This is a genomic window from Kastovskya adunca, assembly GCF_059505785.1.
Genome location: NZ_JCACLG010000019.1, coordinates 45,047 through 70,219, shown reverse-complemented (window position 1 = coordinate 70,219; position 25,173 = coordinate 45,047). Strand labels below are relative to the sequence as shown.

Below are 25,173 nucleotides of genomic sequence, written 5' to 3'. Positions count from 1 at the left end.
GTGAAGGGTGAAGGGTGAAGGGTGAAGGGTGAAGGGTGAAGTATGAAGGGTGAAGTATGAAGGGTGAATTGAACAGCTAGTAGAGGGGAAATGATTTCCTAATTGTTGATGCCGAGACTCAGTGAGTAAAAGTACCGAATCTCCAATCACCGATTGTCTATCAGTTAACCTAATTTGATCATTCATACTTCTATTTATGACCTCTCTCAATCATCCAATTCTTGAGCAGAGTTTCGCCGTCATCGACCGCGAGATCGGGGAACACAACTTCAGTCCGGCTGAGTACGCCATTGTCCGGCGAACAATTCACAGCACGGCTGACTTTGAGTTCGCGCAGTTGTTGCGGTTTAGTCCGGGGGCAATTGAAAAAGCGATCGCGGCTCTCCAAGCCCAAGTACCCATCGTTACTGATGTTGGTATGGTGAAACAGGGAGTCGCTGGGATGGTTGCCAAAACTTTTGATAATCCCCTAGTGACGGCGGTGGAACGGGCGGCTGTTGCTCTTCCGGGAAAAACTCGCACTGAGACTGGCTTAATGCAATGTTTTGAGGAATTTCCTCAGGCGGTTTACGTCATCGGTAATGCTCCCACTGCCTTAATTGCTCTTTGCAATCAGTTATCTACTTCCCCCATCCAACCCGCGTTAGTTATTGGCGCACCCGTGGGTTTTATCTCGGTTCTGGAATCTAAAGCTACTCTGGCACAAACCCCCGTGCCGCAAATCCGCGTTGAAGGTCGTAAAGGGGGTTCCCCCGCTGCTGCTGCAATCCTGAATGCGTTGCTTGTGCTGGCGTGGGGACGCCGCCAACATAAAGCATAGTGAGATAACCAGGGGGACACAGTAGGGTCGTCTACGCCTCGCTCCGGTGCCAACGCTTCTACAAAATGTTACCTATATTAAAAATAAATTTATGTTTATCTGCGTGACCTGCGGTAAGGCTTGCGCCTACAGATAGTGGTTAACTCTCCTCAACTAACACTCATTCATGTTGTAGGTATTGGTTTAGATGGTGCAGCCGGACTCACCAGTGCGGTGCGTTCAATAGTGGAGTATGCCACTCTCCTAGTAGGAAGCGATCGCCACCTCAGCTACTTCCCCAACCATCCCGCACAACGCCTAGTACTGGGAGATTTTACTAGCGCGATCGCAGAAATTCATCGCCGTTTAGCAGACAGTGGCGATCGCATTGTCGTCCTCGTTAGCGGTGATCCCTTATTCTTTGGCTTAGGACGCCTACTCCTAGCCGAACTCCCAGAAGAACGACTGATCTTTCATCCCCATCTGAGTTCCGTTCAACTGGCTTTCAATCACATCAAACTACCTTGGCAAGATGCCCAGATAATTAGCGCTCACGGACGCTCAATGGATGAGCTGACAGCGGCGTTGCAACAAGGGGTTGAGAAAATTGCTGTCCTTACCGATGGGACAAATACCCCCAAGGCGATCGCTCGTCTCATCCTTGCCCTTGGTTTACCTAGTGCTTACCAGTGCTGGGTTTGTGAAAACTTAGGCGGGATTGATGAGCAGGTGCAATGTGGGGAATTAGAAGCGATCGCCAACCAAACTTTTGCACCCCTAAACGTCGTTGTCCTCCGGCGTCAGCCGGAAAGCGAACAGCCCCTCAATCTGGACGCCCTACCGCTATTTGGATTACCCGATAGCGCCTTCATTAGTTTTAGCGATCGCCCCGGCTTAATGACCAAACGCGAAATCCGTCTGATGGTACTAGGAGAACTCGCCCTCCAACCCGGGCAAATCGTTTGGGATATCGGTGCAGGGACAGGTTCCGTATCTATTGAAATTGCCCGCTTGTGTCCTACCTCTGGGGTATACGCGATTGAAAAAACAGCGATCGGTTCAGCCTTAATTGAAAAAAACTGCCAACGCTTACAAGTCCACAACGTTACCTCAATTCACGGGTTTTGCCCCGACATTCTGCACCATCTCCCATCCCCAAACCGCATTTTTATCGGCGGGAGTGGTGGCAACTTAGCTCAAATTCTTGATACCTGCGAAGCCCAGCTTGCACCCAATGGCAGCGTTGTCCTCACCTTAGCCACCATCGAACATTTCCACACCGCTTGCCATTGGTTCAACATTCATGCCTGGAACTATCATCTCTTGCAAGTGCAGCTTGCACGTTCCGTCCCGATTAGTTCCCTCACCCGCTTTTCTCCCCTAAATCCAGTCACCATTGTTACCGCAACTCCTCCCGACTCTTTACGGCAATCTTCAAGGATTAAAAACTAGCCATCTTAATCACTGAAATAGTACAAATCATTGACTGAGAAGGAGATGTGAAACTGGGGGACAGTTGGTTTAATTTTATCAAGTCTGCCAAAGCCCTTACAAGCTGCATGAGGAGATAAAAAGCCTTAGCAAAATAAAGGTTAGAGAATATCACTTCTGCTACTACAGCACCAAAATGGTAATTAGTCTTGGAATAAAATATTTTTATTGTTATCAGGTCTTTTATAACCTTTTTTAGCTCCGTCGAAAGTTAGATGAATTTTTTAGCAGCAGAAGTAATTTTAGAGATAACTGAAAATAACTATGAATGATATGAACAGCGGAAAAAAAAGTTACGAACCTGGGGCTAACGATGATATTTCGAGTGTTATAGACCACGGTCAAGATGGTCTAAATCCTAAAAAGAGCATTCCTCTGCAACTGACAATCAGTATTTCAGTGGGAGTTCTGCTGATTCTCACTGTTGCTAGCCTTTACTATTATGGGTTTTTCTCTTAATGCTACTTATTTAGTAATGGCATGTGACTGAGTTTAGAGATCAGCTCAACCTAATCAAACTTCATGGCAGTGTCTTTGATTTGTCAAAACGTATAAAGGCACTGTCATTTTCTGTAAGTCAGTAGGCGATGGATTTTTACATCAAGTAACGACTCCTCAAGGTGGAGGGTAGCTCCGCTTTAACTGAGGTAAGCGGAGACTCTCCTTAAGACAGAAGGTAATTAAGTAAAAAAACAGCGATTATATAAGTATAAGATTGCGAAATTTAAAAACTCTTCTAAGCATTTTTGCTTAAAGCGGGGCTTTGTTTTATGGTGCCTTTTCAAGCTAAACATCAAGCTAAACGCATTCTGGTTGTAGATGATATAGAAGATAATGTGTTTCTTCTAGAGACAGTTTTGACCGAAGAAGGGTATGAAGTTGATACGGCTACAAATGGCAAATCAGCGTTAGCCAAAATAGAAGCTTCGCCACCGGATTTGATCTTGATGGATGCCATGATGCCAAAAATGGATGGCTATGAAGTCACTCGACGGGTTCGGCAAAATAAAGAGCTTCCTTTTGTTCCGATTCTTCTAATCACAGCTTATATCAATGCCAATATACCCCAGGGCTTAGAATTAGGAGCTAATGACTTTCTCCGTAAACCCATTGATTATGATGAGTTAATAGCAAGAGTGAAAGCATCTTTGCGATTGAAGGAGATTATGGGTTCCCCTCAGTAATAAGCTTTACCTCTGAATACGAAACACTTTAAGAAAATCCTATCGATTGAAAGAGCTGGATTTATTCTTGCCTACTTACTTGGAGGCGAAATAACTTAATACCAAAAGTTAAGTAATTGATTCAATTTTGACTTCTAACGGCAAGATGACAGTGAAGGTGGAGCCAACTCCAACCTGGGATACCAGCTTTATTTCGCCTTGCATGAGTTTTACTAGCTGCGAGACAATTGCTAACCCTAAGCCAGTACTATCGGCTAAGCGAATGCCGCTATTGCTAACTTGAAAGAAGGGGTCAAAGACACGCGGTTGATTTTCTGGCGCAATCCCCACTCCCGTGTCACTAATCATAGTAGACCAGTGGTTATCAGATGACATCTGGCAGGTTAATTGGACGCTTCCCGACTTTGTGTAGCGAATTGCATTGCTGAGGAGATTTGTGACAATTTGCTGTAATCGTAAAGGATCTGTCAGAACTTTTTCGGGAGCGCGATCGCAATCAACCACCAGTTCTAGCTCTTTGGCATCAGCTAAAGGCTTCAACATATCCACCACATCATTGATTAAAGAGCACACATCTGTCGGTTCTAGGTGCAACTCTATCTTCCCTGCCGAATACCGGGAAATTTCTAGTGCATCGTTGATCAGCCGAAGTAACTGTCTACCATTGCGTAGCACTCGCTCAATGTGTTCCAAATGAGGAACGTTATTTTGAGGCTCAACGTTCTTGCGTGTAGACCGCAAAAATAGTTCCGAATAGCCAATAATTGAGTTCAGAGGGTTTTTCAGTTCGTGGGCTAGTTGAGAGAGATTGTCTTGATTAGCTTTTGCTAAGCGAGTTAGTTCCTGATTATTTAGCTCTACTTGACTTTGTAGCTGCTCATACTCCCGCAATCGCTCCTCTACATAACTTTTGAAGCACTGGGCAATGGCTTCGTCGATTACGGCGTCAACCAGATTATAAACTCGTATTACTTCCGGAACCGTAGCCTGTAGTAGGTCGGCTTCTAAAGAAGAATAGATTACCCGACGTAGTAAGCGATACTCTCGCGCAATTTCTGTGGGAGCAAAACCTTGTTCCGCCCGCAGAACACCATGATTCCAACTATTGTCAACAATAGACTGAATATCGCTCTTTTGCGACTGAGAAAGCGCGGTTGCCATCGCCTTGAGAACATTGGGAATGTGATTTCGTATAGCTGAGACTGGTAAATCGTCAGCGCTGGAAATCTGCTTATCCAAGCGAACTGCTTCAATCCAGTTTTTGACGATCGCGTCTATTTTTTCAACAAGTAATTGACTAAAATCCATTCTTTATGGCAATCGGGGGGAGAAGTCGGTCGGAAAACCCTTTTGACATCATTTTAGGGGAGCGATCGCTATAAGCAGGGTTTCAGCTGAATTTGCCCAACCCAGCCAATCAATCCCGCATTACTGGTAGTGGTTGTCAGCCTCGCCGTGGGGATTGGTAGAGACTAAGCCTTTATTAATAGGTGGAGTATCAGGTGGGTTTTCTGCATCAACCCCAATCCCCTAAATGTGAACCAAGAGACCTTGTATCCATGCTCACATTCGGGCTTAACACCAACTCCATTCCTTGCGGTAGAAGCTAGGGGAAAGCGTAACAGTTAATCTAATTCTTAGGATATACCAATTGGCAATAAATCCATGGTAATTTTCCTAAAAATGGCTAAAGATTAAGCGGCAATACTAAGCCTGGGCTGATGTTGCTGCCTCAAAGAAGACGAGTCTTTTCCTTTAAAATTCCTAGTCATTTACTTTATGTATATAGCAACACTCTGGCCAGGTAAGGTGTATCCCCTAGGGGCGAAGTGGGATGGCAAAGGGACAAACTTTGCTTTGTTCAGTGAAAATGCAACAGGTGTAGAACTTTGTTTGTTTGATAAAGACGATGAGGAGACACGCCTACCCCTGACGGAGGTAAGTAACTTCGTTTGGCATGGCTATGTGCCGGGGGTGGCACCGGGTCAACGCTACGGCTTTCGAGTGCATGGGCCCTATGCGCCGGAGTCAGGTCATCGCTTTAATCCCAACAAACTGCTGATTGACCCCTATGCCAAGGCGATTGATGGCGAGATTGGCAATGGGCCAGAAATCTTTGGCTACTCTTGGGATGCTTCCGAAGAAGACCTATCCTTCTCTGACTTGGATGACGCCCATCTGATCCCCAAGTCGGTTGTCGTCGATCAGTCCTTTGATTGGGGGGACGATCAGCCGCTGATGACGCCGTGGCACGAAACGGTGATTTATGAAACCCATGTCAAGGGCTTTACCAAGCTGCACCCGGAGATCCCGGAAGAATTGCGCGGTACCTATGCCGGACTTGGGCATCCCGCCGCGATCGCTCATCTCCAGTCTATCGGTATCACCGCCGTTGAGCTGCTTCCGGTGCATCACTTCCTCTCCCGTCCCGGACACCTCGTTGATAAGGGACTCAGCAATTACTGGGGCTATGATTCCATCAACTACTTGGCCCCCCACTCCGACTACAGCGCCGACAAAACCCCAGGAGGGCAGGTGGCGGAGTTCAAGGAGATGGTCAAGGCGTTGCACTTTGCTGGGATCGAGGTGATTCTGGATGTCGTCTACAACCATACGGGAGAAGGCAATCATTTAGGCCCAACCCTTTCGCTGCGCGGTATCGACAACGCCATTTACTACCGCGTTATGGAAGACGATCCGCGTTACTACATGGACTTTACCGGCTGCGGTAATTCTCTAAACGTGCGCCAAGCTCAAGTCCTGAAGTTAATCATGGATAGCCTGCGCTACTGGGTCACAGAGATGCATGTCGATGGCTTCCGCTTCGATCTTGCCTCAGCCCTAGCGCGAGAACTCTTTGCGGTGGATAGTCTTTCCGCTTTCTTTGACATCATTCACCAAGACCCAGTGCTGGCAGATGTGAAGCTCATTGCCGAACCTTGGGACGTGGGAGAAGGTGGCTATCAGGTCGGAAACTTCCCCGTTCTCTGGTCAGAGTGGAATGGCAGGTACCGCGATACTGTGCGGGACTTTTGGCGCGGCGAGGAAAGTGGTCTGGGGCAGTTTGCTTACTGTTTCACAGGTAGCTCTGACCTCTATGAGGTGAATGGGCGTAGACCGAATGCCAGTATCAACTTCCTCACCGCCCACGATGGCTTCACTTTGAATGACCTCGTTAGCTACAACGAGAAGCACAATGAGGCGAATGGGGAAAATAGCCAAGATGGGGAAAGCCACAACCGAAGTTGGAATTGTGGAGTCGAAGGGGAAACGGATGATCTAGAAGTGTTGCTGTTGCGGGAGAAGCAGCGGCGGAACTTCCTCGCGACTCTGATGCTTTCTCAGGGCATCCCGATGCTGCTGGGGGGTGATGAGATGGGGCGGAGTCAGTATGGTAACAATAATACCTACTGCCAGGATAATGAACTCTCTTGGTTCGATTGGAACTTACCAGAGGGAAATTCGGATCTGCTGAAGTTTAGCAGTGAGCTAATCTACTTCCGCCGTCAGCATCCGGTATTTCGACGGCGCAAGTGGTTTCAAGGTCGCGCCATCCACGGTTCGGGTGTCAGCGATATCGGCTGGTTCAATGCTGATGGCGGTGAGATGACGGAAGAACAGTGGCAGGTTGGTTTTGCCAAGACGCTTGCGGTTTTCTTGAACGGAAAAGAGATTACCGCTGTTGGCCCCCATGGGGAGCGTATCATTGATGATGATTTTCTCCTATTCTTTAACGCTCACTATGAAACAGTTGAATTTACTCTACCGGAGGGGCTGCGGGATAACCAGTGGGCAGTTGTGATTGACACCAAAGAGCCTCGCTTCCTGGAGGGGGAGCAAGTTTTCACAGATACTCAAGCTGTACCTGTGACAGAGCGATCGCTAGTGCTACTACGCCGCCTAGAATAAATCCTGATCTGATTACTTGAATGACTGGAGAGCCGGGAAGGCAAGCAATTGCCCTGAGATCCCGGCTTCTCGCTGTCTATGGCAATAGTGTAGATGGATCTATAGAGACGTTGTAGGCAACATCTCTATAGATTTTTTGAATCCTCAGAATTAATGATTTAGTTGGTGCCATTCAATTTATAGAAAAAGTTAGAGGATTTACCTGCTTCTATTGACCAAAATAAATAAGTAAAAACTCCATTTTTAGTCAATTTTATGGCTCAAACAGCATTGATTACAGGCGCTTCTCAAGGCATCGGCAAAGCCACCGCGCTTTTATTTGCCCGTAATGGCTACGACCTTGTCCTTGCTGCTCGTCAGAGCGATCGCTTAGAAGCTGTCGCCTCAGAGATCAGAGCGCTTGGTCGGGACGTCATAGCCGTTTCTACGGATGTTCAAGATGCTGAACAAGTACAGGTACTCATCCAAAAAGCTCTAGACTACTACGGTTCTATTGACGTACTAATCAACAATGCCGGGATTTATGTCTTAGGTTCGGTAGAAGACTTCACCCTTAGTGATTGGCACACCTGCATAGACACTAATTTATGGGGATACATCCATACCATTTATGCGCTATTGCCCCATTTCCTAGAACGCGGTGCAGGAACTATTGTTAATGTCAGTTCGATTGCGGGCAAGGTGCCGATTTCTTACCAAATACCCTACACGACTAGTAAGTACGCTGTCACTGGGTTGACCGAATCGTTACACGCGGAACTGGAACCCAAAGGCGTTCAGGTTTGTGGAGTTTATCCAAATTTCATCAGAACCAGTCTCATGGAACGGGCAATCTTTCGCGGCAAAGATCAACAGGATGCTCAATCGCGTGAGGACTTGATGAAAAAAGGGCTGAGTGTTCCCGTTATCGAGAAGCCTGATGATGTAGCTGAGGCAATCTGGGATGCGGTGAAGCATCAACGAGCTGAAGTAGTGGTTGGCGCGGCGAATCTCTCAAACGTCTCTTATCGGCTGTTTCCTGGTTTTATGCAGTGGGTATTCCGAAAAACTTTAGGGACGAAAGAGAGCTGAAGCCGCTAACCCTATTGTTTTACTTTGGGAAAACTTAAGGGCTTTATTTTTGCCGCGATGTTTCAGTCTGAAACCAACGTCCCCATCATGGGGACAAAACTTGTACTTTCCCAGTTTAAAATTTTTACTGCTACGGGAATGAGCATCACTCATCCCGCAGCAGGGTAATTCCTCTTAAGCTCTAAGCGATTAGCTTATCTGTGACTCTGCTTGTGATGGTATAACAAACCCAAAGTAAGCAGCGGCGACGGCTGTTGAAGCGTTGAGCCAAATATTGTTACCAAAGATCGGCATTAAACCGAAGGTTGTCTTAGCGACGGGCAGAAAACCCATGGTAGCGATTAAGGCATAGGCGATCGCAAAACAGCGATTGTATAAGCGAGAAGCTCTCAATGTGCTGTAAGAAGCAATCCCCAACAGCCCAACAATCAGGTGAACAAGATTATGCACAAGATTGGTGGGAAATAAGCCAAACAAATAGCCATAACCCGCAGCATAAGGGTCAGCTACATCAGCCGGGATATTAGCTGCAGCCGTTCCAGGTAGTGACATCAAAGCGGGTACAAATCCAGCTATACCTACTATTAAAAATAAAGCTCCAAGGAAGAGAGCGCAGTAACGCTCTCCCATGCTTTGTGGTCTCATAGTACCTGTGGTCATGGTATTTATTACCTCTTTTGTCTAAGTTTCAATCTCGATGATGCGATCGCCTTGCAAAAATATCGTTTCAGCTAACTTCCGTGAAGAAGCAACTGAGTGCAAGGTGTTACAACTCTTAATTTAATTAAACTTATATTTACAAAAACTCCTTCTATCTAAAGTAAGGGCTGATTTTGATAGAACAATGTGTCAATCTATACGTTGAATGTCAGCAATATTACTTTTGTTAGGGATAGCTGAAAAAATAAATATTTAACTTTGTTTGAGATGCTTTGTATAGAAGAAACCATCTTTGTCGTGAAGACGAGATCCCCAACTTCCATAAAAAGTCAGGGATCTGAGACGCTAGCATCTATCGTCTTAATTGTTAGCGATCGCGGAAGATGACAGCACCGACTCGTCAATCTCCTCCGCTTCAATAGCTCTAACTTGTTGAGAGCCTTCTAAACTAGCACCATACAGGTCAACAAATCTTCTAAACAGCCACATTGTTTCTTGATTTGAACCTTTACCTGAGTTGAATAAGCGCTGTATGTTTCTTTGGGCTAGTTGATGAAGATAAGGCAAATCTTCAAAGAGTGTTAAACAAGCAGCAAAATGCAAAATCCCTTGCAGCATGGGTTTTGGCCACTCTAGGTTGCTGTAAATATCGACTAGGAACCGATGCTCGTTGTTGTTTAGAGGGAGGGCGTTAAAGATGACAATTATTTTCTTGTTGTTGTAAACCGGAATTCTCAGCTCAACCGTGTAGGGAGTATGCAATATTAGCTCTACTTCCACTATCGGTTGTCGCCAGATCCTTAGAGCATTGAAGGGAGAAACTAAAACTGTTTGAAACTTAACTTTTCCGCCGATAGTAGTAGGTTGTAACTGGCTTACTTTAATAACCTTCAGGTTATTGAGACTAAAGTTATGAACTGTCTCCAAATGCTTTAAGTTCAGTAAATGATAAATCTGACAGATATAGGGGACAGGCAAAATATATTCTTGACTAATTAGATGTTGCTTTTTCAGCTCCAACATCCTAGCTTGAGCTTGGGATAGATAAACTTCATGCTGGCGCAGAGGAGAATCGTATTGGTAGCTTTGAAGCGCTCCTACCTCACTGCTATCCAAGCTTGTCTCTGTCTCTGGCTTCAAAGACAGCCAGCCCATAAAGAAGAAAGAAGCTGTAAATAGGTGTAAAACTTCTATGGGGGATATATACCCATCAGAAAATAAAGCAACACTTCTATCAGCGATCCCAAACAGCCAAGAAGGAATACCAAACAGCCAAATACCGCTTCTAAGCTTGGATATGAGCAGAGAAAGCTCTACAAATTGGCTATTCTTAATGAGATTACAGGTTTGATTAGCAGATATGTTTTTAGACATGGCGATCAAGCTTTTCAATTTTTGAAATCACACAAAGTTTCTTCTGAAAAGCCAAATCTAGGGATGCAATAAACTTAGACTCTTACGGGTATGTAACGAATGGTAAAAGTTTGAGCAACAGTGTTTTTGTTAGGAATAAACTAAAAAAAAGAATGCATCCGTTCTAGAGCTACTAGAGTTATTTTTTGTGCTTAACAATAAGCTAACGTTTGGTGTTTTATATACCCTCTCTCTGGGGTAGAAGCTGATCTTCTATCCAAATATACAAGCTAAGTTAAGCAACTATGTGTTAATAGTTGAAAAATGAGATTTAGTACTGAAACTAATCAGTTTAGAGAAGTCGGGAAGCTGACACTTCTGCGTAATTAAGGGCATGGCAGTGCCATGCCCCTAAAGGTTTTAGTCTCCGTTCTCTAGTTGGAAAAGAGCTAGGAAGAGGCGGGGGTTGCTACTCTGTTGGCGTGGGAGGCGATCGTTTCTTGTTCAGCCTGACGTGCTGCTCGTACTACCGCATTACTAGCGCGATCGCTCATGCGTCGTTGATGGTCGTAGCCCAACAGGAGTTCCCATGCATCAGCCGGATACTGTTCTACTAAGGGTAGAGCGACATCTTCCAACATCCAGCGCCCATGCAGGGCATCTACTTTAATATGCAGATCCCAATAGCTTGTTGCCCCTGGAGGGAGTTCCAGCCGTTCAGCGGCAGCTCGATAGGGTCTGAACCCTGCCGGAACCGTCACCTCGAAATACAGGGTTCCGCCCATATAGCGTAGGAAGTAGCGCTTACGCTCGGTCAGCAGAAAACTATAGTTGATGGTGGCAAGCACTTCCCACGGCACCAAGTCTAAGTAAGCCTCTGGTTCAGTTTCCATACCGAGGGCGTCAAGCATCTGCGTAAAAAAGGTGGAGTGCTTACGGGCAAGACGACCGCCGCCGTACTCTTCCAGCAGCAGCCGCGTCAGCGTTGATTGCACTTCATTGGCAACACCACCTAGGGTGCGGGATAGCTGGCTTGCCTCAACCAATCCATCAAGGGAGCCGATCGCCAGCAGCCGACGGTAACCTGCCTCAGTTATCTCGTCTCGAAAGAAACGACCATTTTCTGATATCGGGGGATCAACGTCAGCTTCTACCCAGTCGGTCAGTGTCTGAGCAACATCCAGATTTTGCAGCGAGTCAACATCCAGTTGTGCCAGCTCCCACTGCTGCCAAGCTTCCTCAATGCGATCGCGACAGGAGCGCAGGTAAGAAGAGCGCTCGTTAGTATAATTCTGCAAATCGTCATACCAAAATAGCTTCAGACGATTGATTCGATAAAGCACGCGTTGCAGAAAGCGATGAGCTGCATCTGAGGCGCTCTCTTGCTCGTAGGCAGCGGATATAGCGGTAGCGATCGCCTTTTCGACGTTACTAATTAGGGAAGGTTGTGACTCAATTTTTTTGTCTAAATTTTCTAGTTCGATTAGGGCGATAAATTGTTGTTCAGCATCATCATAGGTTGTAGATTTTAGGTCATTTATGGGCATAGATTTCAACCCAACGGGCAACTTTTGGGATGTAGTGGCATTACTCTGCATGTAAGTTTATTAATTCTCGTACAACTTAAAAATTTGGCGATCGCTACTTGAGGGCTGATACAAATCCGCTTCCCAGCTTAATTAGGAAATGGTGTTTACTCTTCTCTCTGGAGGTGTATATAAACCTGTCACTCCTACTCCTTTATGTTTGGGTTCACGTCAGAACCAGGACTTTTTACTGAAGAGTTGGAGAATCAGGCGATCGCTAATTTGAGAAATTGCCACTTCTTTACCTCTATGTAAATCAAATGACAAGATTTTCAGCCTATTTGAGGATTCTGCTCAATCTTATTTTTAGCTATGTTGCATTAAGTAGGACGAACGCATCGTCCCCATGAACAGGAAGAAAGATAAGTCAAAATCATTGTTCTTTGGGGTTTAAAGGAGCTTTTATAGCTAAAAATTTCCTAAAATTCTGAAGCTTTCCGTGCGTAAGTCTTAAATACAGAAGCATTCAGAGGATTAATAGGCATTATGACTAATAGCGCTGACAAAGCAAACATCGCCAAAACAACCGACGAACCCATCATTTCGGATATCCCCGTAGAAGATACTGGCGAACCGATTGTTTCAGATCTACCCGAAGAAATTACCGAATCCTACGGGACTGGCGTTCAGCCACAGCCTGGACTCAACGTAGGCGGACGCTCCATGCAGGACTCCATGAATCAATACAACGCCGTTAGTCCAGAGTTATCTGGAGGTGATGTTGATGCGGCTTGGTCTCAGGCAGAAGGCGCGGCAGAAGAAGCAGTTGGGGGAACTGCCCCCACACCAGACCAAGATGTTGTGGATGAGCTGGGAAAGGCAGTGGGTATAGAAATGGACGACAGGTCATTTCTTTGGACAAATGAGATGTTGGAGAAGCGAGACTCGGCTCGCTGGGAGTTAGACCCTAAGTCTTCTACTGATTATGAAGATCGTCGGGAGTAATCTCTTCTCTACCCGCAACAAAGCATCACGAGATGACTTAATCAGGAAAAAAAGCAGTTGTAGAGACGTTGCCAGTAACGTCTCTATAGGTTTCAGTAGAGAACTATTAGCGGAGAGTTTGATGTTTAGCTTCATTGAAAAAAATTGAGGCTAAACCTTGTTTGTGCCAAAGGAAGGAGGTTTATAGCGAGTCCTTCTTGCTCTTATGGTAAACAGAGTCAAACTTAAAAATAGATTTTATCAATACAGATTCCGCGTGCAGTCGAAAAGCTGATTTCTTCAACCCGTTGATCAGTTAATAATTACTTTAGCGAAGTACGAAGCATAAGTTTTCGTTTGGTAGTAGTTCTCGGCAACTTTGGCAACTTAGCAGTAGCTCTACTGCCTAACTACTCTCTTCTGCAACCACGCGATTGCGACCCGCAGATTTGGCACGCAGCAGGTTTTGGTCGGCACGGTTGATCAGGCTTTCTCCTTTGGGGTCGTCTGCTGCTCTTAACGACGAAATTCCTATGCTGATTGTGATGTTAAGGGCGGTGGTTTCGTTGATGGTGAAGTCTTGCTCCCCAACCAGCTTACGCAGGCGTCCCGCCACTAAATTAGCTTCTTGAAAGGTGGTTTGAGTGAGAATGATCACAAATTCTTCACCCCCATAACGGAATAGAGTGTCTTGCAGCCGCAGGTGATGTCGGAGACGCGCCGCTAGAAGTTGCAGGATGCGATCGCCAATTTGATGTCCGTAGGTGTCATTAACTACCTTAAAAAAGTCTACGTCCAAAATAATCAAACCCAAAGAGGTTTCCTGGGAGCGAGCATTCTGAATCTGCCGGGGTAATTCCCACTCTAGCGCCCGACGATTACTCAGTTCTGTCAGCGGATCTGCCAGTGCCATTGTTGAGAGCAAATCGTTCATGTGTTGCAGTTCCCGGTGCATTTGCACCCCTCTCATCCCCAGTTGAATTTGTGCCGTTAGCAGTCGGTCTTCTGCTTGAATTAGTGTTGTATCACTTTCTGGCTTTGAAACCAGCCGCAAGTACGCATCTGCACCATTTTCTAAGGCGTCGGCTGTTGCCAACAATTCCTGAATTTGCTCTAACGGTATTTCCGGGCTGCATTGAATACGATCATCGACTACAAGGCAGTAAATCCCTTCTAGGCTGTTCTGTTCCTTGATCTGACGACAGAGTTTGAGACTATCTGCTTGACTTGCCTGCACGATGATCAGATTAGGTAGCTGGGTTTGAATCTGCACAATGGCATCAGCGAGTAAGCATCCCTGTACTTTAGCCGCGACTAGTTGGCTGACTCGTGGAACAAATCTTGCCAAAAAGCCCTTACCTCCAACTACTGTTACCAAAACATTCATGTGCGTTAAGTAGCCTTATAGATTCAAGGCGTTGACCCTGACAAGACAATATAAAAACCCGCATCCTTGAAGAGACAAGTGTTGCGAAGGATACCAAAGATCCTGTAACAGTTTGAGGTTTCTACAGTCATAAAAGGCAACAATCCTTACAAATAGCAGCGAAATTTGCGAAATCTTCACATCTCAAGTGTCTGCTCCCCAGATTTATAAACTTTCAAAATCTACTCAGATTTTTTGGTGCATCTAGTTCATCTATGTTGACGACTCTAGAGAGTAGCAAAAAATCTGGCAAGAATTCGTGCTTACTTGGTTAGACTTGGATGGCAGATTCTGGTAGGGATGGAGTGACAGCAAGGCAGACAAGGATGAGCCAGACTTGATACACGAGCGCCAACAGGCTTGTAGGGTTTAGCGAATGTTGCTTTTTCTAAAAACGAAACAACGTGTCAGTTAGTACCATTATCTTTCGACCCTCTGACAAAATGGTGTTGCAGAATGGAAATAGGGATGAAAGCCCTGACTATAAAATGTCCAAGATGTGCATCAACTCACTTTCGTAAGAATGGCAGACAAAGGGGTAAACACGCCTTACATTTGTGTTGACTGCAAACGTCAGTTTATTGATTCTTGCAATCAAAGTTGTAGATTGAATTATGGGCAGTATAGTTTCTAGAATCTTTAAACAATTTTAGATAAAAATAAAATATTGGCATTTTTATTTCTAAGTTACAATCGATTATTCTGCCCACTTTTATTTTATTTAATTAAAATCACATTTTTTAAACATATGACAATAATTGATAAAGCAACCATTTAATACTTTCTATTGATTAGTTAAATTGTAAAATCTTTTGTTAGTCAAAACCTAAATAAATACTTAAATATCTAATTTGATTGGTAATACATTATTTTAATTCTGGCTCAGTGGCGATGCGGGCAACGAAATGAATAGCTAATTTTTTACTCTTCCCCTTGACCCTGACGGACGTGAGGCTTCTAAGTAGCCAGGTGGAATTAAATTTAAAACACTTAACATCCACATGGTAGGTTGCAATCTATACTGTTGAGCAACCAAACCCAGCGCAAATGGGGCTAAACCGCTCACGAAACCCGCCAGGTTTTGGGTACTAAGCAATCACCTTTGGAGTCAGACAAGTGAGCGATCGCGAGTTGCTAGAACCTGAGTTTCAGTCACCTTGAAAAGGCACAGATAGATTCAGGTTTGACAGGGCAAGTTTTATCGGTGAGCGTTTGATTGTTATCGAGGTTGAGGGAAGTCAGGTTGGTGAGTGTTGATAAGGGTTTGATGTCAGTTATTTGGTTGTTATGGAGGTTGAGGAAAGTCAGGTTGATGAGTGTTGATAAGGGTTTGATGTCGGTTATGGAATTGTCACTGAGGGAGAGGTCAGTCAGGTTGGTGAGTGTTGATAAGGGTTTGATGTCGGTTATGGAATTGTTACCGAGGGAGAGGAAAGTCAGCTTGGTGAGTGTTGATAAGGGTTTGATGTCGGTTATTTGGTTGTTATGGAGGTAGAAGTAAGTCAGCTTGGTGAGTGTTGATAAGGGTTTGATGTCGGCTATGGAATTGTCGTCGAGGGAGAGGTAAGTCAGGTTGATGAGTGTTGATAAGGGTTTGAGGTCGGCTATGGAATTGTTATCGAGGTAGAGGGAAGTCAACTTGGTGAGTGTTGATAAGGGTTTGAGATCAGTTATTTGATTGTCTTTGAGGGAGAGGTAAGTCAGATTGGTGAGTGTTGATAAGGGTTTGAGGTCGGTTATGGAATTTTCGTTGAGGAAGAGGTGAGTCAGATTGGTGAGTGTTGATAAGGGTCTGAGGTCGGCTATTCGATTGACAGAGAGGTCGAGTTGAGTCAGCTTGATGAGTGTTGATAAGGGTTTGATGTCGGCTATTTGATTGGTAGAGAGGGAGAGATTAGTCAGGTTGGTGAGTGTTGATAAGGGTTTGATGTCGGCTATTTGATTGGTAGAGAGGGAGATATTAGTCAGATTGGTGAGTGTTGATAAGGGTTTGATGTCGGTTATTTGATTGTCAGCGAGGTTGAGATTAGTCAGATTGGTGAGTGCTGACAAGGGTCTGAGGTCGGATATTTGATTGTTGTTGAGGTCAAGCTGGGTGCGAGTTGAAAGAAGCTTGTCAGCCTGATGACAATCTTGAGTTTGGGCCTCTTGTAACAGAACATCAACAGTGTGTTGTGTCTCCACACTCTCTTTGTTTTTATTCAAACACCAATCAGCAAAGGTTCTAGGAGTAGTAGTCTCCTGAAGGGAGACAGCACATGAAGCGAACAGGACAATCGCTAGAGCGCCCAGAGGTAGAACGCCTGATAGTGTAATAGCCAGGTTTTTGTTTAGTCTCAGATGCTTTTTGACCTTCATACACCTATCTACTCTCTCCAAAATTCTGCTCTGAGATAAGGCTAACAGGAAGCACTGAAAATGCAAAAGGTAGAATCAGCAGTTGGGAACTTTGCAAGGGTGCAAGCGAAAGCATTGCGAGGCGTTAGCCACCAAGGAACACTATCTGCAATCCGAGAGTTGCAGTAGTTTTGACACACTTAAAGTGACTTGCTTGTTATGTAAGTGAGAAATGTGAATGTAACAGTCGAAAAGCACTCGCCAGTATGCTTGATAGGCAAACCAATCAAATAAGCCCAGTACAGTGAGAGGCTGCACACCAAGCAGAGGAACTCACTGGCTTTGCTGGCTCCAAAACATTTCTGTTGGCTCTATGGCTGACAAAATCAAAAGGTGCTTGATTTATCTGAGGCGATCACACTCACCTTAAATTTAAGTTCAGCCTAACTCTTTGTACGGCTAGATCTGAATGTCGTTGACTACGAAAAAGCCTGAACTGCCCTGAGGGTGGTCAATCCCAACTCTTTTAAGCTACCGCAGAGATTGTAAAAGTGCGACATTTCCTAGACCAATTTACCGCCAAACTTTGCAGAGACACAGAGGGTCAAGGAAAGCTTATCATGGTAGTGTAACAATCTGCAATAAAAGTATTTATTAACGATTTTAACTAAAGTAGAAATATCGCCTTGAGCTTTTCAGTAACGTCAAGTCACCCTAACCCCTGAAGGGCGGCAATTACAAAACACTTATTTATTTATATAGATAAGTCAGCCCTTGAAAATGCCGATGGGGTTGCCATCACAACGATGCGGGTAGAAGTAGGTTAAGTTAAATTGGCGATAGATCAAAATCCCCAGACCAAAGTCCGGATTTGTCAGTCGTTCATGGTTCGTGGCTAATCCCCAATTCCTTGTTAACGTTCTCCCCACTCTTAACAAAAAACATAAGAGGTTTAAAAACATCCCATGTTTGACGCCACACAACTACTAATTGACTATTTTGTTCTCCAACTCAGAGACGGCTACCACCGGACGTATGGTGGCTGGAAGTCAAACTATGCAGACATCCTTGCCTGGGCGGGGAGTATGGCTTTAGAAAATATCGCCAACAGCGATGCCCTATATCACAACGTCGAACACACGATCTTAGTGACCTTGGTAGGGCAGGAAATTCTGCGCGGTAAGCACATCAAAGAGGGTGGAATCTCCTGCGAAGACTGGATGCACAACATTATCTCGCTGTTGTGCCATGATATCGGCTACGTCAAGGGCGTTTGTCGGCAAGACAAAATTGCGATGCGGTTGTATGCAACGGGAGTTGATGGCAAGATGGCGAAGCTAGAAGAAGGCGCGTCCGATGCTAGCCTCACCCCCTACCATGTAGACCGAGGCAAACTTTTTATTGAGGAGCGCTTTGGGGGTCACAACTTAATTGATGCGGAGGTGATTAAGCACAACATTGAACTCACCCGTTTCCCCGTTCCGGCTGACGAAGATCATCAAGACAAAGTAAATTCCCCAGGTTTAGTAAGAGCCGCAGATTTAATTGGTCAACTTAGCGATCCACGTTACCTGAAAAAGATTAGTGCGTTGTTCTATGAGTTTGAAGAAACTGGTGTGAACCGCGCCTTGAATTACCGCCATCCCGGAGACTTGCGGCAAAATTACGCTAAGTTTTACTGGAACGGTGTTTTTCCCTATATCACGGACGCCCTCAACTACTTACAACTGACTCAACAGGGTCAACAGATTGTCGCTAATCTCTACGCCAACGTCTTTGTCGTGGAACATGAACAGTTAATGGTGAATGTGGCGTGATAGTTAGCCTCATTTATACCTGGTCGTGATTTGTGACGGTAGTTGAAAGCAGTGAGGCGGCGAGTTCCGCTGGACTCATTTGCTCGTAACGCTCAAAGGGTTGGTGAATCCAAGGATTATCGGCGAGGTAGTCTACGTAGTAGTCAGGGGCGATCGCAGAGCAGTCTTTGTACCAAATGACGCCAGTACGAATTTCTGCGATGTTCGCCCCGTGGTGACGCTCTAGCCAGCGGATGGATTCCTCAAGGCTAATCCCAGAATCTACTAAATCATCAAGGAGTAGCACCCGCGCCCCTAATTTTTCCGTGGTCATGCTCAGGTGGCGGGAAAAGATAATCGTGCCGCGATCGCGATTTTCGGGCCCACCATAGGAAGATGTGGAAAGAATCGCTAGGGGTTGGCGGAAAATGCGACAGAGAATATCGCCAACCCGTAGCCCCCCCTTGGCAATGCAGACAATTTGGTTAAAATCCCAGTTGGCTTGATAGATTTTGACTGCTAACTGCTCGATTTTGTGATTGTATTCTGACCAAGAAATGTAAAGATCGGGCATAAGAAGCGTCTAGAAAGGCATCAATAGATGAAGTAAATCTAAATAAATAGTACAACGATCAACTAAACTCCTCTGATGGCAATCGAACAACAAAGGAGATTGTTTTACGTTTGTGCATTTTTTTGAGACCCCTTTGCGAAAGTCAAAGCTGTTATGAGTAATATTTCCTCATCTGAACCGTCGGATTCCTTGCCAACACCCAAGTCAGAAAAGCTACGTTTTAGAACCAAACTTGCCTATGGTGCAGGGGATATGGGTGCGGCAATTACGGCGAATATTCTGGCGTTTTATCTCCCGATTTTTCTGACGGATATTGCTAGCTTAGGGGCAGGGTTAGCCGCTAGCTTGTTACTCCTCAGCAAGATTTGGGATGCCGTAAACGATCCGATGGTGGGAGTGTTAAGCGATCGCACCAGTTCCAAACGCTGGGGGCGTCGTCTCCCTTGGATGCTCTATGGGGCAATTCCCTTTGGGATTACCTTCGTTTTGCAATGGATTGTCCCCGACTTCAGTCAGTGGGGATTGTTTTGGTACTACCTGCTAGTTTCCGTTTTATTCAATACTTTCTATACCGCCGTTAATTTACCCTATACGGCTCTCACCCCAGAACTGACCCAGGATTACAACGAACGCACCACCCTCAATAGCTTTCGCTTCACCTTCTCTATTGGCGGTAGTATCCTGTCTGTTATTTTTGTCGCGATCATCGCTGCTCTGTTTCCCACCGACCGACAGTTCCAGTATTTAATGATCGGTATCGGCTGCGGTGTAGTTTCCGTATTGACGTTGTATTGGTGTGTTTGGGGAATACGCGATCGCGTTATGGAATCAGAGGCAAGAATCCCGGCTGAGACGCAACCCGTTACCCTGCCAATATTAGAGCAGGTGCGGATTGCTTTTAGTAACCGCCCTTTTCTCTACGTCATTGGCATTTATCTGTGTTCCTGGTTAGGTGTCCAAGTCACCGCCGCCATTATTCCTTACTTTGTCATCCGCTGGATGGGCGAACCCGATTCAACCGTCGCCCAAGTCATCCTGGCGGTTCAGGGGACTGCCTTATTGATGCTGTTTGTCTGGAGTGCCGTTAGCAAGCGAGTGGGTAAAAGAGCGGTGTACTTTATGGGTATGGGCTTGTGGATTATCGCTCAAGCTGGACTGCTTTTCTTACAACCCGGTCAAATCGTTTTGCTGTACATCCTTTCCGTCATGGCAGGATTTGGCGTCTCTACTGCTTACCTCATTCCCTGGTCGATGTTACCTGATGTGATTGAACTGGATGAACTGCAAACAGGGCAACGGCGCGAGGGGATTTTTTATAGCTTTATGGTGCTACTGCAAAAAGTTTGTTTAGCCGTAGCGATCGCTCTAGTTTTAAAAAGCTTGGATTGGGCAGGATACATCGCCCCAACTGCCGAGAACCTAACCCCTGCTCAACCAGAGGCGGTACTGTGGGCAATTCGCATCGCCATTGGCCCGTTACCAACGATCGCCTTGATTGTGGGCATAATTCTCGCCTACTTCTACCCCATCACTCGTGAAGTCCATGCAGAAATTTTGCTAAAACTCCAAGAGCGTCGGGCAACGCAGAATCATTAGGGACTAGCGATCCGCACTTTTACAATCACTGACAATTAGTGATGTTTCACGCGGTCAAACAACCACAGGGAAGCAATAGTCCCAAAGAAGTGAGCGCCAATACCATTGACATTTGCCACAGCAACAAACACGTCAAGGGTACGAACGATTTTGTAAGGGTCAGTGATGGCAACCCCTGGAGGTTGGGAGACTGTTTTTGCCACTAGTACACTCAGAGTAAAGCTAGCACCCAGTAGGTTTAAGAAGATTCCCACTAAGCCAACAATTAATCCCAATCGCACCAGTTTCGTAGTCTCGGCTTTTGAAGGACGCACCTGTGATAGGGGACTACGAAGCAATCTGGCAATGCGCGTGTAACGGAAAGCCAAATAAACCGCAAATGCCAGGGCAAGAATACCGCAAACGGCCCAAAATATACCAATACCAAGGCCTGGGCTTTCTTCTGCGGCAAATCCGATACCTATCTGGGCATATAACAAAGACAAGCCTGATGCCACAGCCAGCCCCAACTGTACCCAAAAGGCAATCCAGCCCGTTAGACGCAGCTTTTCCGCAATGTCTTCGAGCAGCGGGGCAACTGGAGAATTAGAATCTGGCTTGGTTTCCATAGCGATTTCGATAGGGCGTCACGGAAACTGGTCAACAGCCGTGCATGGCAGGGGGTAATACTTCCCTCAATCGTTCCTGAATTGGGGATCGTTTGTCACTTATCATTAGGTAGATTTTGGCCAAGTAAAATAAAAAGTTGCCCCCGCCCCTACTTCCGACTCTACCCAGACGCGTCCCCCTCGGCTCTCAATAATTTTCTTCACAACAGAAAGCCCAATACCAGTACCTTCCACTTTGTCGCGAGCCTCTAATCTCTGGAAGATGATCCAAATTTTCTGGTGATACTCTGGTGCAATTCCTTGTCCGTTATCGGCAACGGAGAACTGGTAGTAGCTGCCGACCTCTTGAGAGCCGATCTCGATCCGGACATCGGGGCGATAGGAGTACTTGATCGCATTGCTAATCAAGTTCATAAAGATTTGTTCTAGGGGGATTTTTTCAGTGTGAAATGTCGGCATTCCAGGCTGAATAACGATCGCGACTTCCGGTGAGGGATCTAGGAGTTCAACAACGTCAGCTAGCAGGGCATCAACATCAACGGTTTGAGTCTGATGACAAAGGCGACCGGCGCGGGAATACTGGAGAATTCCGTCAATTAAGGATTCCATACGGTGAACCCGCCCGCGCATCAAGTTCAAATGCTGGCGGGAATCTTCATTGAGGGTGTCTCCTAAGTCTTCTTCTAGCCACTCAGAAAGATTAGCGATCGCTCGTAAGGGGGCTTTCAAATCGTGGGAAGCAATATAAGCAAACTGCTCAAGTTCTTGATTGCTGCGCTCTAATGCCTGAGTCAGTTGAGTCAAGGCTTCTGCTTTTTTCTCAACCTCCTGCCGCGCCCTGACTTGTGCTGTCACCTCTACGGCATGAGTCATTAAGCCATACACCTGGTTTTCACTATCAAACAACGGTTGATAAACAAAATTCCAAAAGCTTTCTTCCAACTCACCATCACCGTTGCGGTCAAAGACGGCTCGCATCTCCTTCCCCACATACGCCTTGCCCGTGGCATACACCCGATCAAGCAGTTCAAAGAAGCCTTGTCCTTCTAAGTCCGGAAATGCCTCACGAGCCGTTTTCCCCTTGATCTCCCGGTTGTTTACTAGCTGCCCATACAGGGGATTAGATGTTTCTATAACATGATTGGGGCCGCGAGAGGTTTGAATGGCAGCAGGTGCCTGCAAAAACACGCGTTGCAATTCCGCACGGGCGGTTTCAGCTTCCCCTAATGCCTTCGCTAGTGCCTCCTGCACTCGCTTGCGCTCGGTGATGTCGTGCATCAAAGCCACTGCACCAATTTTGCGTCCTTTGTCGTCAAACAGGGGGTCGCCATTGGCGAGAATATAGCGGGGCGGTTGACCTTTTGCCACAATCGCCATTTCCGCATTACGTACAGACTCGCCTTGGAAGGCACGCACGAGGGGAATGTTTTCGGTTGCTAGTGGGGTGACTCCGTCTTCCTCGTAAAGGTCATAGAGGCTTGTCCACTGCTCCGGTGGTACAGTCAGAGGATCTAACCCATGCCATTCACGAGCGACTCGATTGAAAAGTGTTAGCTTTCCATTGGCATTACAGGCGACTACAGCTTCCGAGAAGTTTTCCACCAAGACCTTGGTAAATTCCTGCTCCTGTCGCAAAGCTTCCTTTGCCTGCTTGGGATCAGTGATATCGGTGTGGATGCCCACCCACTCCCGAATGCTACCGTCGGCTGCTAGCACTGACACACCGCGAACGCTCATGTAGCGGTATTCTCCGTCATGACGCCGCAGCCGATACTCGACTTCGTAATGTGTTTTGTTCTCTACGGCATTTAGCCATGCTTGGGCTGTGTTGTCTCGATCGTCCGGGTGAACACAATTGAGCCATCCCCAGTCTTGATATTCCTCAAAGGTTTGCCCAGTAAAGGCGCTCCATCCGGGTTGGGGGGAGACGATTTTGCCTTCTGCATTGGTATTCCAGACGATTTGGGTAGTTGCTTTGAGAAGGGAGCAGTAGCGCTCTTCATTCTTGCGGAGTGCGTCCTGCACGGCTTCCCACTTGAGGCGTGTGGCTTGTTCCTGAGACAGTTGCTGTTTTTGTTCTACCGCTGCCTTTTCTTGGGTAATATCTACTAGCACGCCGCGCCGCCGCGCCGCACGACCGTTTTCATCTGCCACCACTCGCACCCGGTCTTTGAGCCAGATGATGCGACCATCAGTAGCTAGAGCGCGATACTCAAGCTCGTAATCTTGGGACGCTTGGGTTGCCGTGGTAGAGAGGGTGATACACCAATCCCGGTCTTCTGGATGCAACAAGCGGTTTTGCCAGAAGTCCGGCTCCTCTAGCCATTGGCGGATCGGATAACCGAGAAGATCTTCAGCACGACGAGACACGAAGGTAAATTTTCCGGTGGTGGCGTCCATCTCCCAGATGATGGCGTCAAGTCCTTGAATTAAATCAATGAAGCGATCGCGAGATTCTACTTCCACTGGTTTTACGATTGGTGAATCGATGTCTAGGGGTGATAGTGGCAGCTTAGTCTCACTCATGCTTAAGTTTCCTGGATAAACAGATCTGGGAATGCTTGCTAGGAGGCGATCGCGTTTACAGCAATTTCTGGCAGGGAATTAAAAATGCTCGCTCATCCACGGCTCTGATCCAGAAAATAGCTGAGTCGCCGCGACAAGAGCCGCGTCTGTAGATGCTAATAATCCAGCCGTTTTGAGTTGCTCCGGGGTAAATAACCCGGTGTAGAGGGGGGCGAGTCCTCCGATGTTGAGCTGCAAGTCACCGCGACCGCCTCTGGTGACTTCACCGCTTCCCCCGGAGACGGTTAAGACAAATTTTCCGGTGTTTTCCGGCAGTACGTCGTCTTGAATATTTAGGTGTAATTCAGCGTCTACTCCCACAGGATAACCTCGTTTTTCTAAGGCTTTGGGGACATCCACTACCCGCAACAGCCAGCGTTCTACATGCTGCACCGTGCTAGTTTGTTCGGGGAGTTGTAAGAGTAAGGGGTCAACAGATGGCCCGCGCCACAGCACCGACTGAGCAATAGAGCGGTGGTCAGCAAAGAAAGTCCACAACTGCTGCTCCGCTGCCGGGGTCAGCACCACGCAGTCTTGAACCACGAGGTCATAACCCGTACTCGTCTGCTGCTGCTTGAAGATGACATAACCGACGAGTTGGGTTTCACTGCCGATGGTGTAGGCATAAACTTCTGCCCTTTGCGGCTGGAGCACTCGCGTCCACAGTGCTGCATTGCGCTCTAGCTTGCCGTTTGTCTGGCTGGCGGCTTTTTGGTAAAGGTCTGCAAATACTTCGGCTTGACGGGGAACGGCACGGACAGGAAGCGTTCGCGATCGCATCAAAATACTGTCAAGGGGCAACTTCCACAGACACCGCGTTCCGGCTTGTTCGTAACCTACCTTCCGGTAGGGACGTTGCGTGGCGGCATAGAGGGTGGAGAGAGGGACACCGTTTTGATGCAGTTCTCTCAATGTTTGAGTCAGCATTTCCACCGCCACCCCAGTTCCTCGGTGTTCCGGTGGTACGCCGACGGAGGCTAGTCCTGCCATCGGTATGCATTGACCGCCAAACCACTGAGCGATTGGGTAAATTGCCAAGCTGCCCACGACTTCCCCTGCACGCTGCAAGCAGCGAAAGTTTTCTTGTCCGACGTTCTGGTAGTAGGACGACCAATGGCTACTCGATTCGTTGAAGCACTGGCGAGTAATTTCTTCCAGACGCTGCAATTGCTCGGATGTGGAGGGAGTGCAAAACTTAAACTGAGATGTCATCGGCAAGGCGCATGAGATTTTCCCGGCAGTCGGAACGGATTGACTCGCTAAAAATGGCAAAATTTAGTCCTGCCTGTTCTGG

General features: G+C 46.6%; 20 protein-coding genes and 2 pseudogenes. 11 read left to right on the top strand and 11 right to left on the bottom strand.

All coding sequences use genetic code 11. The annotated features are described in order from the left end of the window. Nucleotides 1-186, bottom strand: a pseudogene (locus AC5JR3_RS06355) (hypothetical protein); the annotation flags it as partial. Between the two features lie 10 nt (nucleotides 187-196). On the opposite strand from AC5JR3_RS06355, the gene AC5JR3_RS06350 reads away from it, so the two are divergent. The 4 genes from AC5JR3_RS06350 (at nucleotide 197) to AC5JR3_RS06335 (ending at nucleotide 3,474) form a co-directional block, all read left to right on the top strand. Then, nucleotides 197-820, top strand: a complete 624-nt coding sequence (locus AC5JR3_RS06350; RefSeq protein ID WP_495844120.1) for a cobalt-precorrin-8X methylmutase — start codon at nucleotides 197-199, stop codon at nucleotides 818-820. Between the two features lie 135 nt (nucleotides 821-955). Further along, nucleotides 956-2,251 carry a precorrin-6y C5,15-methyltransferase (decarboxylating) subunit CbiE gene (gene cbiE / locus AC5JR3_RS06345; RefSeq protein WP_495844118.1) on the top strand — a complete coding sequence of 432 codons (1,296 nt, stop codon included), beginning with the start codon at nucleotides 956-958 and terminating at the stop codon, nucleotides 2,249-2,251. Nucleotides 2,252-2,554: 303 nt separating this feature from the next. Further along, nucleotides 2,555-2,749, top strand: coding sequence for a hypothetical protein (locus AC5JR3_RS06340; RefSeq protein WP_495844116.1), 195 nt, complete (start codon nucleotides 2,555-2,557; stop codon nucleotides 2,747-2,749). 311 nt (nucleotides 2,750-3,060) lie between these two features. Further along, nucleotides 3,061-3,474: a response regulator gene (locus AC5JR3_RS06335; protein WP_495844114.1), complete on the top strand. Its 414-nt coding sequence runs from the start codon at nucleotides 3,061-3,063 to the stop codon at nucleotides 3,472-3,474. A gap of 108 nt (nucleotides 3,475-3,582) precedes the next feature. Here the strand turns inward: AC5JR3_RS06335 and AC5JR3_RS06330 are convergent, their stop codons facing one another. Beyond that, nucleotides 3,583-4,782, bottom strand: a complete 1,200-nt coding sequence (locus AC5JR3_RS06330) for a sensor histidine kinase (RefSeq protein WP_495844112.1) — start codon at nucleotides 4,780-4,782, stop codon at nucleotides 3,583-3,585. A gap of 471 nt (nucleotides 4,783-5,253) precedes the next feature. Between AC5JR3_RS06330 and glgX the strand changes: the two genes are divergently transcribed. The 3 genes from glgX (at nucleotide 5,254) to AC5JR3_RS06315 (ending at nucleotide 8,622) form a co-directional block, all read left to right on the top strand. Then, nucleotides 5,254-7,383 (top strand): glycogen debranching protein GlgX, encoded by a 2,130-nt coding sequence (gene glgX / locus AC5JR3_RS06325; RefSeq protein ID WP_495844109.1) that lies wholly within the window; start codon nucleotides 5,254-5,256, stop codon nucleotides 7,381-7,383. A gap of 255 nt (nucleotides 7,384-7,638) precedes the next feature. Further along, entirely contained in the window at nucleotides 7,639-8,454 is an 816-nt protein-coding gene (locus AC5JR3_RS06320; RefSeq protein WP_495844107.1) for an SDR family NAD(P)-dependent oxidoreductase, read from the top strand. A 24-nt stretch (nucleotides 8,455-8,478) separates the two neighbouring features. After that, nucleotides 8,479-8,622, top strand: a complete 144-nt coding sequence (locus AC5JR3_RS06315; RefSeq protein WP_495844106.1) for a hypothetical protein — start codon at nucleotides 8,479-8,481, stop codon at nucleotides 8,620-8,622. Between the two features lie 21 nt (nucleotides 8,623-8,643). Here the strand turns inward: AC5JR3_RS06315 and AC5JR3_RS06310 are convergent, their stop codons facing one another. The 3 genes from AC5JR3_RS06310 to AC5JR3_RS06300 form a co-directional block, all read right to left on the bottom strand. Further along, nucleotides 8,644-9,114, bottom strand: a complete 471-nt coding sequence (locus AC5JR3_RS06310; RefSeq protein WP_495844104.1) for a DUF4383 domain-containing protein — start codon at nucleotides 9,112-9,114, stop codon at nucleotides 8,644-8,646. 360 nt (nucleotides 9,115-9,474) lie between these two features. Beyond that, nucleotides 9,475-10,488, bottom strand: a complete 1,014-nt coding sequence (locus AC5JR3_RS06305) for a hypothetical protein (RefSeq protein WP_495844102.1) — start codon at nucleotides 10,486-10,488, stop codon at nucleotides 9,475-9,477. Between the two features lie 428 nt (nucleotides 10,489-10,916). Beyond that, on the bottom strand, nucleotides 10,917-12,014 hold the full coding sequence (locus AC5JR3_RS06300; RefSeq protein WP_495844100.1) for an iron-containing redox enzyme family protein: 1,098 nt from the start codon (nucleotides 12,012-12,014) through the stop codon (nucleotides 10,917-10,919). A gap of 525 nt (nucleotides 12,015-12,539) precedes the next feature. Between AC5JR3_RS06300 and AC5JR3_RS06295 the strand changes: the two genes are divergently transcribed. Then, nucleotides 12,540-12,998: a DUF6335 family protein gene (locus tag AC5JR3_RS06295; protein WP_495844098.1), complete on the top strand. Its 459-nt coding sequence runs from the start codon at nucleotides 12,540-12,542 to the stop codon at nucleotides 12,996-12,998. Between the two features lie 385 nt (nucleotides 12,999-13,383). On the opposite strand, the gene AC5JR3_RS06290 is transcribed toward AC5JR3_RS06295, so the two are convergent. Then, nucleotides 13,384-14,364: a GGDEF domain-containing protein gene (locus AC5JR3_RS06290; RefSeq protein ID WP_495844096.1), complete on the bottom strand. Its 981-nt coding sequence runs from the start codon at nucleotides 14,362-14,364 to the stop codon at nucleotides 13,384-13,386. A gap of 522 nt (nucleotides 14,365-14,886) precedes the next feature. Here AC5JR3_RS06290 and AC5JR3_RS06285 point away from each other — a divergent pair. Continuing rightward, nucleotides 14,887-15,001: pseudogene (locus AC5JR3_RS06285) on the top strand (IS1/IS1595 family N-terminal zinc-binding domain-containing protein); the annotation flags it as partial. A 554-nt stretch (nucleotides 15,002-15,555) separates the two neighbouring features. Here the strand turns inward: AC5JR3_RS06285 and AC5JR3_RS06280 are convergent. Continuing rightward, entirely contained in the window at nucleotides 15,556-16,587 is a 1,032-nt protein-coding gene (locus AC5JR3_RS06280) for a leucine-rich repeat domain-containing protein (RefSeq protein WP_495844094.1), read from the bottom strand. Nucleotides 16,588-17,705: 1,118 nt separating this feature from the next. Here AC5JR3_RS06280 and AC5JR3_RS06275 point away from each other — a divergent pair. Next, nucleotides 17,706-18,557 carry an Npun_R2479 family HD domain-containing metalloprotein gene (locus AC5JR3_RS06275; protein ID WP_495844092.1) on the top strand — a complete coding sequence of 284 codons (852 nt, stop codon included), beginning with the start codon at nucleotides 17,706-17,708 and terminating at the stop codon, nucleotides 18,555-18,557. A 13-nt stretch (nucleotides 18,558-18,570) separates the two neighbouring features. Here the strand turns inward: AC5JR3_RS06275 and AC5JR3_RS06270 are convergent, their stop codons facing one another. Beyond that, the gene (locus AC5JR3_RS06270; RefSeq protein WP_495844090.1) at nucleotides 18,571-19,110 is read right to left on the bottom strand and encodes a phosphoribosyltransferase; all 540 of its coding nucleotides are present in this window, start codon (nucleotides 19,108-19,110) and stop codon (nucleotides 18,571-18,573) included. A gap of 153 nt (nucleotides 19,111-19,263) precedes the next feature. Between AC5JR3_RS06270 and AC5JR3_RS06265 the strand changes: the two genes are divergently transcribed. Beyond that, nucleotides 19,264-20,706 carry an MFS transporter gene (locus tag AC5JR3_RS06265; RefSeq protein WP_495844088.1) on the top strand — a complete coding sequence of 481 codons (1,443 nt, stop codon included), beginning with the start codon at nucleotides 19,264-19,266 and terminating at the stop codon, nucleotides 20,704-20,706. 35 nt (nucleotides 20,707-20,741) lie between these two features. Here AC5JR3_RS06265 and AC5JR3_RS06260 read toward each other — a convergent pair whose 3' ends face one another. From AC5JR3_RS06260 to AC5JR3_RS06250, 3 genes are all read right to left on the bottom strand, one after another. Then, a complete protein-coding gene (locus AC5JR3_RS06260; RefSeq protein WP_495844086.1) occupies nucleotides 20,742-21,314 on the bottom strand; it encodes a DUF3611 family protein in 573 nt (190 codons plus the stop codon). Nucleotides 21,315-21,419: 105 nt separating this feature from the next. Next, on the bottom strand, nucleotides 21,420-23,840 hold the full coding sequence (locus AC5JR3_RS06255; protein WP_495844084.1) for a PAS domain-containing sensor histidine kinase: 2,421 nt from the start codon (nucleotides 23,838-23,840) through the stop codon (nucleotides 21,420-21,422). Nucleotides 23,841-23,918: 78 nt separating this feature from the next. Beyond that, nucleotides 23,919-25,091 (bottom strand): GNAT family N-acetyltransferase, encoded by a 1,173-nt coding sequence (locus tag AC5JR3_RS06250; protein WP_495844082.1) that lies wholly within the window; start codon nucleotides 25,089-25,091, stop codon nucleotides 23,919-23,921. Between the last annotated feature and the right edge of the window lie 82 nt (nucleotides 25,092-25,173).

Coding starts and splice junctions, on each gene's coding strand:
- AC5JR3_RS06350 (WP_495844120.1), top strand. CDS start 197: ATGACCTCTCTCAATCATCCAATTCTTGAGCAGAGTTTCGCCGTCATC.
- AC5JR3_RS06340 (WP_495844116.1), top strand. CDS start 2,555: ATGAATGATATGAACAGCGGAAAAAAAAGTTACGAACCTGGGGCTAAC.
- AC5JR3_RS06335 (WP_495844114.1), top strand. CDS start 3,061: ATGGTGCCTTTTCAAGCTAAACATCAAGCTAAACGCATTCTGGTTGTA.
- AC5JR3_RS06330 (WP_495844112.1), bottom strand. CDS start 4,782: ATGGATTTTAGTCAATTACTTGTTGAAAAAATAGACGCGATCGTCAAA.
- glgX (WP_495844109.1), top strand. CDS start 5,254: ATGTATATAGCAACACTCTGGCCAGGTAAGGTGTATCCCCTAGGGGCG.
- AC5JR3_RS06320 (WP_495844107.1), top strand. CDS start 7,639: ATGGCTCAAACAGCATTGATTACAGGCGCTTCTCAAGGCATCGGCAAA.
- AC5JR3_RS06310 (WP_495844104.1), bottom strand. CDS start 9,114: ATGACCACAGGTACTATGAGACCACAAAGCATGGGAGAGCGTTACTGC.
- AC5JR3_RS06305 (WP_495844102.1), bottom strand. CDS start 10,488: ATGTCTAAAAACATATCTGCTAATCAAACCTGTAATCTCATTAAGAAT.
- AC5JR3_RS06300 (WP_495844100.1), bottom strand. CDS start 12,014: ATGCCCATAAATGACCTAAAATCTACAACCTATGATGATGCTGAACAA.
- AC5JR3_RS06295 (WP_495844098.1), top strand. CDS start 12,540: ATGACTAATAGCGCTGACAAAGCAAACATCGCCAAAACAACCGACGAA.
- AC5JR3_RS06290 (WP_495844096.1), bottom strand. CDS start 14,364: ATGAATGTTTTGGTAACAGTAGTTGGAGGTAAGGGCTTTTTGGCAAGA.
- AC5JR3_RS06275 (WP_495844092.1), top strand. CDS start 17,706: ATGTTTGACGCCACACAACTACTAATTGACTATTTTGTTCTCCAACTC.
- AC5JR3_RS06270 (WP_495844090.1), bottom strand. CDS start 19,110: ATGCCCGATCTTTACATTTCTTGGTCAGAATACAATCACAAAATCGAG.
- AC5JR3_RS06265 (WP_495844088.1), top strand. CDS start 19,264: ATGAGTAATATTTCCTCATCTGAACCGTCGGATTCCTTGCCAACACCC.
- AC5JR3_RS06260 (WP_495844086.1), bottom strand. CDS start 21,314: ATGGAAACCAAGCCAGATTCTAATTCTCCAGTTGCCCCGCTGCTCGAA.
- AC5JR3_RS06255 (WP_495844084.1), bottom strand. CDS start 23,840: ATGAGTGAGACTAAGCTGCCACTATCACCCCTAGACATCGATTCACCA.
- AC5JR3_RS06250 (WP_495844082.1), bottom strand. CDS start 25,091: ATGACATCTCAGTTTAAGTTTTGCACTCCCTCCACATCCGAGCAATTG.